General features: G+C 40.7%; 9 protein-coding genes, 2 pseudogenes and 1 riboswitch. Of the genes and pseudogenes, 4 read left to right on the top strand and 7 right to left on the bottom strand.

Annotated features, from left to right (window positions below; genetic code table 11):
• Window positions 1–55 precede the first annotated feature (55 nt).
• Both ISALK_RS13210 and ISALK_RS13215 read right to left on the bottom strand, forming a co-directional pair.
• Window positions 56–157 (bottom strand): annotated as a pseudogene (locus ISALK_RS13210) (transposase); the annotation flags it as partial.
• Window positions 158–382: 225 nt separating this feature from the next.
• Window positions 383–1,333 carry a fumarylacetoacetate hydrolase family protein gene (locus tag ISALK_RS13215; protein WP_160723100.1) on the bottom strand — a complete coding sequence of 317 codons (951 nt, stop codon included), beginning with the start codon at window positions 1,331–1,333 and terminating at the stop codon, window positions 383–385.
• Window positions 1,334–1,626: 293 nt separating this feature from the next.
• Between ISALK_RS13215 and ISALK_RS13220 the strand changes: the two genes are divergently transcribed.
• Window positions 1,627–2,379, top strand: coding sequence for a deoxynucleoside kinase (locus ISALK_RS13220; protein WP_160723102.1), 753 nt, complete (start codon window positions 1,627–1,629; stop codon window positions 2,377–2,379).
• Entirely contained in the window at window positions 2,373–3,074 is a 702-nt protein-coding gene (locus tag ISALK_RS13225) for a deoxynucleoside kinase (RefSeq protein WP_160723104.1), read from the top strand. Before ISALK_RS13220 ends, ISALK_RS13225 begins: the two co-directional genes overlap by 7 nt.
• A gap of 68 nt (window positions 3,075–3,142) precedes the next feature.
• Here ISALK_RS13225 and ISALK_RS15560 read toward each other — a convergent pair whose 3' ends face one another.
• The 3 genes and pseudogenes from ISALK_RS15560 to ISALK_RS13240 all read right to left on the bottom strand — a co-directional run bounded on the left by ISALK_RS15560 (window position 3,143) and on the right by ISALK_RS13240 (window position 6,889).
• Window positions 3,143–3,670 carry a PilZ domain-containing protein gene (locus ISALK_RS15560; RefSeq protein WP_371724025.1) on the bottom strand — a complete coding sequence of 176 codons (528 nt, stop codon included), beginning with the start codon at window positions 3,668–3,670 and terminating at the stop codon, window positions 3,143–3,145.
• Between the two features lie 18 nt (window positions 3,671–3,688).
• Window positions 3,689–6,139: pseudogene (locus ISALK_RS13235) on the bottom strand (bifunctional diguanylate cyclase/phosphodiesterase); the annotation flags it as partial.
• 21 nt (window positions 6,140–6,160) lie between these two features.
• Window positions 6,161–6,889, bottom strand: coding sequence for a PAS domain-containing protein (locus tag ISALK_RS13240; RefSeq protein ID WP_160723110.1), 729 nt, complete (start codon window positions 6,887–6,889; stop codon window positions 6,161–6,163).
• A gap of 72 nt (window positions 6,890–6,961) precedes the next feature.
• Window positions 6,962–7,046: riboswitch (cyclic di-GMP riboswitch) on the bottom strand.
• A gap of 333 nt (window positions 7,047–7,379) precedes the next feature.
• Here ISALK_RS13240 and ISALK_RS13245 point away from each other — a divergent pair.
• On the top strand, window positions 7,380–8,729 hold the full coding sequence (locus tag ISALK_RS13245; protein ID WP_160723112.1) for an alanine/glycine:cation symporter family protein: 1,350 nt from the start codon (window positions 7,380–7,382) through the stop codon (window positions 8,727–8,729).
• Between the two features lie 117 nt (window positions 8,730–8,846).
• Here ISALK_RS13245 and ISALK_RS13250 read toward each other — a convergent pair whose 3' ends face one another.
• The gene (locus tag ISALK_RS13250; RefSeq protein WP_160723114.1) at window positions 8,847–10,166 is read right to left on the bottom strand and encodes a sensor domain-containing diguanylate cyclase; all 1,320 of its coding nucleotides are present in this window, start codon (window positions 10,164–10,166) and stop codon (window positions 8,847–8,849) included.
• Window positions 10,167–10,327: 161 nt separating this feature from the next.
• On the opposite strand from ISALK_RS13250, the gene ISALK_RS13255 reads away from it, so the two are divergent.
• Window positions 10,328–11,311, top strand: coding sequence for an alpha/beta fold hydrolase (locus ISALK_RS13255; protein WP_160723116.1), 984 nt, complete (start codon window positions 10,328–10,330; stop codon window positions 11,309–11,311).
• Between the two features lie 37 nt (window positions 11,312–11,348).
• Here ISALK_RS13255 and speB read toward each other — a convergent pair whose 3' ends face one another.
• Window positions 11,349–12,314 carry an agmatinase gene (gene speB / locus ISALK_RS13260; protein WP_160723118.1) on the bottom strand — a complete coding sequence of 322 codons (966 nt, stop codon included), beginning with the start codon at window positions 12,312–12,314 and terminating at the stop codon, window positions 11,349–11,351.
• Window positions 12,315–12,407 lie beyond the last annotated feature (93 nt).

Here is a 12,407-nt window from a genome sequence, read left to right on the forward strand (position 1 = left end):
ACTCCTTGACCAAAAATGGTCTTTCCAAAGTTTACTTCCTATGGCAGGATACTCGTTCTGATACTTTCTCATCAAAGACTTTGCGTCGATATTTGCTGACCAATACCAGATGATAATTCATCAGAAACACTGAATGTTTATTGCTATCCAACTGCATGATTCTCACCTCGTTTAGGCTGAATCTACTGATTTATTTATACCCATTTTTCAAGCTCAAAACCACCGATTCATCTCCCACCTACGCGCTCACTTTGTGAGTAAGGAAGGCTAAGAGGAGGGAGACTTCTCGGCATTGCGGTTAAATTATGATTAATTTATTGTTTCATTGGTTGTTTCGACTTAACTTATAATTTTTTCATCTCAAATTACCATGAACTCGCCTCTACCCTCTCTTAGCCACCTTATTCCAAAGGGTTCCGATACTTTCGATTTCACAGACCACACGATCTCCAGATTTAAGATATTTAGGAGGAGTGAAGCCTTTGCCCACGCCTCCAGGAGTACCTGTGGCAATTATATCGCCCGCTTGTAATGTGGTGCCTCTAGATAAGTCGCTTATAATATAGGGCAGGTCAAAAATAAAATTCTTTGTGTTGGAAGACTGACGCAATTCCCCATTGATTTCACAGCTTAAGTCCAGTCTTACAGGAGTTTTTATAAAGTCACGATGAAGAATCGTCGGTCCCATGGCGGTAAAGGTATCCAGACTTTTACCTCGGATAAATTGTTGGTGCCTACTCTGCAGGTCCCTTGCGGTAACATCGTTCATAATGGTATAGCCGAAGATATGATCAAAGGCCTTTTCTATTGGAATATCTCTTCCGGATTTCCCAATAATTGCCGCTAACTCCACTTCATAATCTACGGAGTTCGTTACCTCTTCATGCAGTTCTATGACCCCTCCGGTCCCTATAATTTCCGAGGCCATTTTACCAAAGTAGACCGGCACCTTCGGAATCGGTCGAGGCCTTCCATCGTCTCCCTTTAATTCTTTGACATGATCCTGATAATTCATTCCGAGACAAATTATATTTCTTAGGGGGCGGGGAATTGGTGCTAACATTTCGCATTGATCCAGTAAAACCGGAGTATTTTTCGTGTCGCTGATATAACCCCGTATCTTTTCGATTACGTCTCCGTTGAACCCACTTTTTTCGTCAGCTCCAATCTCTGACTCTTTTCCCGTGGGCACTTCGTTTCCCTGGATAAAGGACAATAAGGAATTCGGTGCATCTTCACCTAAAACATCTCTTAAAAAGTACACAGCAGACTCCTTGGGCTTTAAAACTCCCGGCAATTCTTTTCCTTGGTGTTTCACGGTAACAAATTTCATGGATTTCCTCTCCTTTTTAATTATATTGCTTTGCTTTTGCTGTTAGGCACCTTTTTTACTTCAACACTTCATACAATAACATTCCTATATTTAGTTCGCCACGCCCCCCTAAAATTCCTTTAATTTCTCTAATTCTTTATACAATTCATTTTATTCTCTAAGAAAAAAATCAAGTTTTGTGTGTTTTTCATGCATGAATTATCACCACTTTATTTATGACTCTTTGTTGTTTTGCACTATATAAAGTGGTATCATGTTAACAAACCACAAAATACAGCACGGAGGTAATTATAATGTCTGCACCTGTAAATCCCGTTAAGCAACAAAATAAATCGAAATCCAATACATCTGATTCCAAATTTGCCCAGCCAAAATCGTGGCTTCACCACCAAAAGGACCCTCTTTTTATTGCCGTAGAGGGACCCATCGGCGTGGGGAAAACCACCCTCACTAAATTATTGACCGAAAAACTCCAAGCCAGTTGTCTCAAGGAAATCATAGAAGAAAATCCTTACTTAGAGAAGTTCTATGAAAACGTTGAAGAATATGCATTTCAAACGGAAATGTTTTTCCTGTGTAATCGTATCAAGCAATTAGAAGATGCCCAGAAGAAAAAACTGGAACAGGGTGATTCTGTCGTTGCGGATTACAGTATTGTTAAAAACCTTATTTTTGCAGGACTTACCCTTCAACCTCACCATTTTGAGAAGTATAAACAAGTTTTTGAAATATTAACTAAGGATCTTCCTCAACCGGAAGTGATCATTTATTTACATGGCGACGTGGATCTGTTGATGAAACGAATCGCTCTTCGAGACCGTCCCTTCGAGCGTAACATGAGTCGGGATTATATGGAAAAACTAAGTGAAGCTTATGACCGCTACTTTTTCCATGGCGCCTCCAAGACTTTGTTTAACCATATACCCCCTGACATTATTCCCATAAACATTCGGGACCGGGATTTCATTAATCAACCGGCAGATGTTGATTTTATTATAGAAAAAGTATTAGAGACCATGAGCCAAAGGAGGAATAAACAGTGTTAACTAAACTGATTATACCAAGCAACTATAAACCGAAAAACCGCAAATCTTCCGACGGATATTTTATCACCGTAGCGGGAAATGTAGGGGCAGGAAAATCCACTTTCACCAAACTTATCGGAGAAAAGTTGAATTTCAATACCAGTTTTGAAAAAGTCGATGACAACCCCTACTTAGAGGATTTTTACCAAGATCAGGCCCGCTGGGGATTCCATCTACAGTTGTACTTTCTCAGTCAGCGCTTTCAGGACCAAAAAGCTATAGGAGAGGCCAATGAAGATCATATTCAGGATAGAAGTATTTATGAGGATGCAGAAATCTTTGCAAAATCCCTTTATGATAACGGCAAGATGAGCCAACGGGATTTTGAAACCTACTCTGAATTATTCTACGCCATGATGAATCCTTATCTCGTTCGGCCGGACCTAATGGTTTACCTTGACGGAAGTGTGGATACTATCATTGAACGGATTCATCAACGAGGGCGGGATATGGAAAAAAAAGTTCCCCGGGAGTATTGGCTCAACCTTCATAATCGATACGAAAAATGGCTGAAGGAATACAAAGAATCTCCAATATTAACCGTCAATATTAATCAGGTTGATCTCGTGGAAAATCCCGAGCAAATTGACGCCATTGCCAGGGAAATTGAATACTTGAAAAACGGAAAAATTGAAAACCTGCAACAAGTTCGATAAAGGCGTATAAAGCCCCGGATAATATACTATAAGTATACTATCCGGGGCTTTTTGTTTAATATATTCAGTTAGTTTTCATCCGCTGATTGATCAGTAAATTGCTGATGGAAAAAGGCTTTCATCGACTTTGAAGTGAACCGCCCTTCATTGAACCCGTAATCCTTTCGCATTCGAATTTGGACCTTATTCAATAGTCCCGTCAACTCCATCCGTACATTTTCATCAAAGGTAAATTTTAAACCATATTTTACTAAGTCATGTTCCAATTCTTCTTTCCATACCGGTGTTCCATAAACTCTAACGGGGGATCCTAAAAGCTCCGAATTGAACTGTAAAATCAGATCTTTCTTAAGAGGGAGGTTGATACTCGCGACAAAACATAACCCTCCGGGGCCCATATTTTTAATTAGGGATTTGGTATTCCCCACCGTAACTTTCCTTCCGTTGATTTCCAGTATGGTCATATTTGCCATAAGGTCTTGGTGAAACTCCACCCGAAAATATTTTCTTCGATCATTTTTCACCTGTACCCGGGCATTATTAGCTTTTAGCGGTCGAAGCCAACCTCTGGCAAGAATAGGTTCTACTTTTTCCACAGGAAGGGGTTTACTGTATAAATATCCCTGGCCGGATATGCAGTTCAGCCTTCGAAGGAAAATTAACTGCTCCCAATTTTCGATCCCTTCCGCCACAATTTTCATTTTCAGCTCCTTAGCCAAATTGACTATCGCTTCAAGAATTTTGTTGCTGGTATCTTTATCCGGAACTGTTTTAAGAAATTCCTGATCAATTTTAAGTATATCCACATTCATTTTATTCAGATACGTCAAAGACGAGTATCCGCTTCCAAAGTCATCAATGGCAATCTGAATTCCCATGGATTGTAAGGCTTCAATGTCTTTTTCCGTCTGCTGCCGCTGCTCAATCAATACGGATTCTGTTATTTCTATAATTAAAAAGTCCGGTTCTAGCTTATGCTTTTGTAACGTACTTACCACATCCCGAACAAAATTCCGTTGAAAAAACTCAATTCCTGAACAGTTAATGGAAACCTTTATGCTCGGATAACCCTTATTGAGCTACTTCCGATAATGGGCGCATACCTGTTCAAGAACCCATTTTCCCATAGGCACAATAAGTCCCGTGCTTTCCGCAATCGGAATAAATTCATTAGGAGGCACCAGTCCCCACTCGGGATGCTCCCAGCGAACAAGAGCCTCCAAGGCCAGGATTTTTCCGTTATGAAGATTGATAATCGGTTGAAAATGAGTTCTCAACTGCTCCTCTTTGATAGCCCGGGCTAAATCATTTCTCAGGGTAAACTTTTTAAAACTTATCATATCCAGCTTTGAAGAGTAGGCTCGATATCGATTTTTTCCTTCTTCTTTCGCCCGGCTTAGCGCCGTGTTTGCGCATTTAATCAATTCCCCGTCCCGCCGGCCGTCTTCGGGGTAGGTACTGAACCCTATGCTTACACTTACATTCAACTCATACTGGTCCGCGTAAATTTGTTTGCTGAAAAGTTCTAAAATTTCCTCCGCAACTCTCTGACCCTCTTTAACTCCCTGAACTTTCCTCACAATTAATGCAAACTGATCTCCGTAATACCTTGCCAAAAACCCCCGTTCTTTAGAAAAGTGTCGTTGCAGTAGCTCTCCGATTCTTTTAATCAACTGATCCCCCACATCGGTTCCCAGGGCATTATTGATCTGTTTGAACTCATCTACATCGATCATGAACAGGACAAATTCTTCTTCCTTCTTCCTTGCACGTAGGACTTCCTCTCCGATTTCCTGGGTAAAATAGGTTCGGTTCGGAATGCCGGTTACATCATCGAAGTTGGCAATACGATGGACTTTGTTTTGTAAATGCACCTTTGCAGTGGTATCCTGCCAGTTTAGAATAATCCCCTGGATTTTCGGATCATTCAAATGATTATTCATGGTAACCTCAAGGTATATTTCCCGCTGATCCTTTGTAATACTCTTAACGGTTCCCCTTAAAATTTTTTTCGGATTGTTCCGGCTCATCTGCACTAAGTTTTTCAGTTTTTCTTTTTCCGCCCCATCCACAAAACTCCAAATATATTTTCCGATAATTTCCTGATCCTCGAATCCCATCATTCTTACAACCCCGGAGTTAATATATTTTACAATACCGTTATCATCGATTATTTCTAGGATTTCCTCTGAATTATCCAATAACATTTGATAACGGTTCTGCAAATTTTCAAACTCCTGTTGAGTTTTTTTCGCCTTTATCTCAATCTCTCTTTGACCGGTTATATCCTCAATATTTCCCCGGATCATGACCGGTGTTTCATCCTGATACAGGATTTCCACAAGATGCTTGATATGCCTTACCTCCCCCGTCGATGGAAGAATGCGAAACTCCACATTAAAGGGCTGCTCCTTTGGAGGGTGATCAATGGCTTGTTGAACAAGCGGTCGGTCTTCGGGATGAATCATTTTTAGAAATTCTTCAAACTCCGGTTCCCCCGCCTCGGGATCCAATCCGTAAATTTCAAAGGTAACCTCGGACCAGGATAATTGATAAGTTATTAAATCCATAGACCATACGCCCATCCGAAAAGCCCGTTGCACTTCTTGAAGGTCCCGATAGGTCTTTTGAATATCTTTTTCCAGCAGATGGGTATCTGTAAGATCTTCAATGGTTCCTACCAATGCAGTCAGTTTTCCCTCTTGAAATTCTCCGATTCCTTTGCTACGCACCAAATGGTATTCATCTTGTTTTGTCCCAATAATTCGGTACTGAATTTCATACTTTTCACCGTCTTTTAAGTTCTCGATAATTTCTTGAATCTTTCTTCGATCCTCGGGATGGATTCTTTTCATTACCTCTTCTCTTTTATGTTCACTGGCATGGGGATCCAGGTTATATATTTCCGGTAGATCCTTTCCGAATTCCACGGTGTCCCGGGTCAAATCCACTCGGTAACAGTTCTTCTCATTAAACTGTTCTTCCTTTGGAAGATTCTTCTGCAACGTGTCCAGGCTTCTTTCCATATAACGGTGATCCGTAAGGTCCTGGACCGTACCAATCATTTTATCGGGACTTCGATCCTTTCAATAAAACATTTCCGCCCGGGCATGAATGTCCTTTTGTTCCCCTTTATTGGTTATGATGCGAAAAATAAGATCTAAGGGCGTTCCTTTATAAGCTTTTTCCATGGCTTGCTCAAAACTTATTCGGTCCTCTCGATGGAGAAACTCCAGAACGTTTCGAAGGCTTCCGTCGAATTCTTCCGGAGCTCTTTTAAAGATTTGATATGTATCCGAAGAAGCATAAAACTCTTCTTTTTCAAAATCATAGGTCCAGGTTCCGATTTTCGAGAATGGTTCCGGGTTATACGGCTTCCGCTTAAGTCTCTTAAGTTCCGCTTCCATCTTCTTCTTTTCGCTTTGATCGGTAAAAATCCAAAACTGTCCTTCCAGTTCATCATATTCTTCGAAGGGGATCACGGTAACTTCCATAAGCATTTCTTCACCGGCTACCCCTATGTAGCTTTCCCGGATAATACTTTTTCCTTTGGCTGATCCTTCCAATTCTTCTTGGATTCCCTTCCCCTGATCCTTCGGCAAAAACCAATATATCCTCTGAAGCTCCAGTTCATCTCTCCTATGTCCGGTCAGCTTCATAAAAGCATTGTTCATACTAAGGATTTTCCCAGCCTTATCACATACGGCCATCGGATAAGGTAAGCTTTGTATCCATGCAAAATGTTCTTTCTTCAATTCTTCAACGCGGCTGTTTTTTATCCATCCTTCCAGAATGCCAAGTCCTTTTATCGCCATAGATATCCCACCCTATATATAAATTTTCCAAAAAAAAATAAACAACCCTCCGGTTGCCTATACCACCCTTAATACAGCAACCCGACTGTCATATCCAATAGAACGTAGACTCGTAGCTTTGCGTCATCACTTTTCAGTGATTTTGCCAATAAACTTTATTTAATTGAATAGATTCTTAAATTAACCTTGAGTAATATGATAACATGTTTTACAAAATTCTGCAAAACTCAAATTTATTTTTCATTACTCAAATAACTGATTTTATCTTTATAAATATATTGAAAGTATTATAAAATCTAAAATTTCAAAATATCCATTGTTCTCAGTAAATACCACAAATTTGCCGATTATTCATCTTTCTTATCATAAATTTGCCGATTGGATTTTTATATATTGTTAATTAGTTAACGATATTATATGCTTTGATAGCAAGTATTTATACCTATTTTTATTTACATTCATCAATCTAATTCATAAGGAGGTTTTACTAATGGAAGGTTTTTTTGAAGTGATTCGTTATCTCAACAGTTTACTGTGGGGTCCGCCGATGCTGGTTCTTTTGCTTGGTACCGGTGTATGGTTCACCATCAAATTACGTTTTGTGCAGGTTCGAAAGATAAGGTTGGTTTTTAAGAAGACCTTTGGCGACGTGTTTAAAAAAAGTGTGAAAGCCGACGAAGACGGGATGTCCTCTTTTCAAGCTTTGGCCACGGCCATTGCCGCCCAGGTCGGCACCGGAAATCTTGCCGGAGTGGGAACCGCTATTGCCGCCGGTGGTCCGGGGGCCGTATTTTGGATGTGGCTCAGTGGATTTTTCGGAGCCGGAACAATTTTTGCGGAAGCGATTTTAGGACAAACCTACAACACCCGGGTTGATGGACAGAAAGTGGGGGGACCGGCCTATTATATAAAGCATGGTCTAGGAAGCCCTGCTTTAGCCGGTTTCTTTGCGATTTCCATTATTATCGCCCTGGGTTTTATCGGAAATATGGTGCAGTCCAACTCCGTTTCCGATTCTATGCATGCGGCTTTTGGTATTCCCCACATCGTTCTAGGAATTATTACGGCTATTGTTGTAGCTGCCATTATTATGGGAGGAATCTCCCGAATCGCCTCCTTTACCGTTACCATCGTACCGATTATGGCAGGAATCTATATTATGGGATGCCTTGCAATTATTATTATGAATTTAAGCGAAGTGATCCCTGCGTTTAGAATGATTATTCATAGTGCTTTTAACCCCATGGCCGCCACCGGGGGTGTTATTGGTGTTACTGTTAAAGAGGCGATGCGTTACGGGATCGCCAGAGGACTGTTTTCCAACGAAGCCGGAATGGGTTCCACCCCCCATTCCCATGCTGTTGCAAAGGTAAAGCATCCTTCCCAACAGGGCTTTGTAGCCATCATGGGCGTAATCATCGACACCTTGGTAGTTTGTACTTTTACCGCTTTAATTATTATTATTACCGGAACCTACGAAACCGGTCTTGTGGGTATACAGTTAACCCAGCAAAGTTTTGCCGTTGGTTTAGTCGGTTTTGGAGAGTATTTTATCGCTGTCTCTCTATTTTTCTTTGCCCTATCCACCATTATCGCTTGGTACTATTTCGGAGAAGGAAACATTAAATATCTTTTCGGCCAGAAGGGAATTCGGGCTTATCAGGTAATTGTCTTGCTTTGTATTGTTGGGGGTACTTTAATAGAAGTAGAGGATGTATGGGAACTGGCGGACCTATTCAACGGTTTAATGGTTATTCCAAACTTAATCGGTCTTCTTGGACTCAGTGCTGTGGTTATTAAGAGTCTTGAAAACTATGAGTCCGGTGATTTAGATAAGTAACATGTTCTAAATAAATATAGTACAAAACCTCGATCCAAAGAATTATCTCTTGGATTGAGGTTTTTTTCTTTTAGGTATTATCAGTATGCCGATTACCCTATACTGCCATTAATTATTTCATCGAGGAGAAAATTTATACCCTCCTTTGCCGTCGTTTTTGATGACATACATTGCAGTGTCAGCTTCCTGAAGTAGTGTTTCACTATCTTTTCCTTGATCTGGATAAACAGCAATCCCCATGGATGCCCCCACAGTACATATTACTCCATTAATATTCATCTCTTGCTGAAGTTCTACTCGGATCTTTTTTACCACCCTTTCTATACTTTCTTGAGACCCTATGTCCCGAAGCAGTACGGTAAACTCATCTCCACCCATTCTAGCTACGGTATCGGACTTCCGAAGAGTTTTTTTTAAACGTTCAGCTACGGTTACCAACACTCCGTCTCCCGTTTCATGACCATAGCGATCATTAATTTCTTTAAAACCGTCTAAATCAATATAAATCAAAGCAAATTTTCCTAAATCCCTTTCATGTTCAAAAATCATTATTTTCAAACGATCAAAAAATAATCTTCGGTTGGGGATTTTGGTTAAATCATCATAATTCGCACTCATTTCCAGTTCCCTTTCTAATTGCTTTCGCTCTGTAATATCCGCCGCCGACCCCACAATATAGCGTACTTCACTCTCCTCTATAATTGGTGTCAACGTGGTTAACCAGACCCGATCGCCACCGGGTAAGCTTAGCTCCTCTTCGTAAGTAATGGGTTTTCGATTTTTTACACACCGTTGATAGTTGCCTGCAACCAAGTCCCCCATTTCCTCCCCGAGTAACGACCGAGGTGACTGGTTTTGAATCATTTCTAAAGATATCTTCGTTTTCTTTTGATGGGATGCGTTGTTTCGAATGTATCGAAATTCCGTCTCCGATAATACCTCCATTAAGAACATGGCATCCTGGGTTCCGTTAAATACTTTTTCATATTCTCTAGATAGTCTGGTGATTTCTCTTTCCGCATGTTTTAAATCTGTCACATCCACATGGGCACCTAGTAATCGAATAGGTTTCCCCTCTTCATCCCGAATAGCCATACCTCGACACCTTACCCATACCGTAGAACCGTTTTTGTGTCGGTATCTAACAATCTGATCAAAGGTGTGGGTAGGTTTTTTGTAATGTTTATCTAAGTTCTCCAAAACCCGGGGTAAGTCTTCTTGAAAAATGATAGCCTGCCATTCATTGGCCAGCGGTTTCTTTACCTTCGGATCATATCCCAGCACTTCCCAAAACTTCGGACTCATCCATTCATTTTCCGGATTCTCCAGATCCCAATACCATACCCCATCTAAGGAGCCCGATTGAATAAAATCAAAAATTCTCCGGTCATGGTTAAGCAAATGATATAATTCCTCTTTTAAGTAATGTTCTTTCATGAATACACTCCTTATGATTAATCTAAAAAAACATAACTAAGTACATAATCAATCCTGATTAAATTATATCATTTTAGTAACTGCTTTTCGACGTTGTTGCGGAGTAATTCTTATATTTTAGGGTAAAAGATAGTTTAATAAAAATACTTGGAGGAATATTCATGGCTCTAAAAAAGAAAATGCTGTTAACGGTTCTCACATTACTATTGATTTTACAGACTATCCCCTTTCTAATTCCCTTAAGTGAAGCATGGGAAGAGAATCCTTCCACCCCTTTTCAAAACAGTAGATGGTCGAAGGTGGAAGGAATTGATCTTCATTACCGGACCTGGCTTCCGGGAATTATAGAACATAATCCCATTGTTTACATTCATGGTCTAGGAGGCTCTACCTTTTCCTGGCGGTATAATGTTGAGCCCTTTATCAAAGAGGGTTTCCCTGTGATAGCCTTGGATCTTCCCACCTTTGGTTATAGCACTCGTGATACGGGACTAAGCCACTCTCAGGAAAATCGTAGTCAATGGGTGTTTGGACTACTGGATGTCCTAGAGACCGAATACGAGTTTTTTTCAGAGGGCTATCATCTGGTTGGCCATTCCATGGGTGGCGGGGTTATCACAGCCATGGCTTTGGATAATCCAGAAAAGATTCAAACCTTAACCTATGTAGCGGGAGCAGTTATTAACGAACCAGGAAAAGTTCAGGGTCTACTTTCTTATCCACCGTTTAAAAGAACCATTAGTGTTTTAGGAGAGCACATTTTTTTCACCGAAAGTCGTTTAGAAGGGGTGTTGTCCTCGGCCTATGGTGAAGAAATCAACCAAGAAATTTTAGAGGGATATCTTCAACCATTACGGCTCTCCGGCACCGGTAGAGCCTGGGGAGATTTAGTAACTTCCACGACTAGTTTTCAAGAAGAAGATATTTCCCATATTTCCATTCCTACATTTCTAATTTGGGGAGAAGAAGACAGTTGGGTTCCCTTAGAAGAAGGGATACGCTTAAAAAAACTTTTACAAAATTCGGAGTTAAGCGTTATCGAAGGGAGCGGACATACTCCCATGGAAACCGATAGGGAAGAATTTAATAAGCGTTTGCTTCAGTTTTTATCCTATAAAGAGAAAGATGACAGCGGGACGGAGTAGTTGTCATCTTCTTAGAAGTTATCAACGGATACTCTTCTTATTTCCTGTCATGAAGCCTATCTTTTGCTAGGACTTTATCGCCTCTTGTTTTTCTCCAATGATGTCCGAAACACTCGGTGATGATTTTTCTTCCGGCAAAGGAGGCGGTCTTTGCAGGATCGAGTTCCGGAGCAATTTCCACAACATCAAAACCCAAAATGGGAAGTTCGAATATTCCCATCAAAAGATCCAGCATTTGTCGACTGTTCAGTCCTCCAAATTGTGGGGTTCCTGTACCTGCAGCAAATCCAGGATCCAGGGCGTCAATATCGATGGTTACATAAATCTGTTTGTAATTTTTCATTTGCTCATGGACCTGCTCCAGCACTTTCTTTATTCCCATTTGATTCATACGGTATGCGGTAATGATCGAGGGGTTTTGATCTTTTAAGAAATCGTATTCCTGATCTTCAATGGAACGAATCCCGAGAAACATCAGGTTCTCCATTCCCGATATATGGTCTAATTCTAAGGCTCTTCGCTGAGTAGAACCATGAGATAAAGAGTCGCCATCCATTTTGTCGCAAAGATCCAGATGGGCATCGATATGAATAATCCCGAACTCTTCACCGACAGCTCTATCAATCCCTTGAAGTACAGGAATCGTTGTGGAGTGGTCACCGCCGATCATAGTGAAAAACTGATTCTTTTTAATCAAGGTTTCTACCAAATTTCGCACATCTTCGAAAACCCGATTTCGATCCCCTCCGTAAAAATCTCCCAGATCCCGTATTCGGAACCCTTCAAAGCTTTCTAAATGCTCCGTTGTTTTTGCAATTGTATAGGTAATTTCTCGTACCGACTGGGGACCCTTGGCGGCCCCACCACGAAAACTGACTCCGCCGTCGTAGGGGATACCAAACAGTGCGGCATCAACTTCTCCCATCAATCCTTCCGGGTCATTCAGTCCTGCCCAGAGTTTTTTTTGCTGAGCTATGGTCTCGGTTAACTCCCCAATTTTCATATGAGATGTGCCTCCTTTGATTTCATTTTGCTTATTACGACTTTATAATTCCATATATGATTCAGATTTTTAATTATAATCTTCTTATTATGA

This window comes from Isachenkonia alkalipeptolytica (genome assembly GCF_009910325.1).
GTDB lineage: Bacteria > Bacillota > Clostridia > Peptostreptococcales > T1SED10-28 > Isachenkonia > Isachenkonia alkalipeptolytica.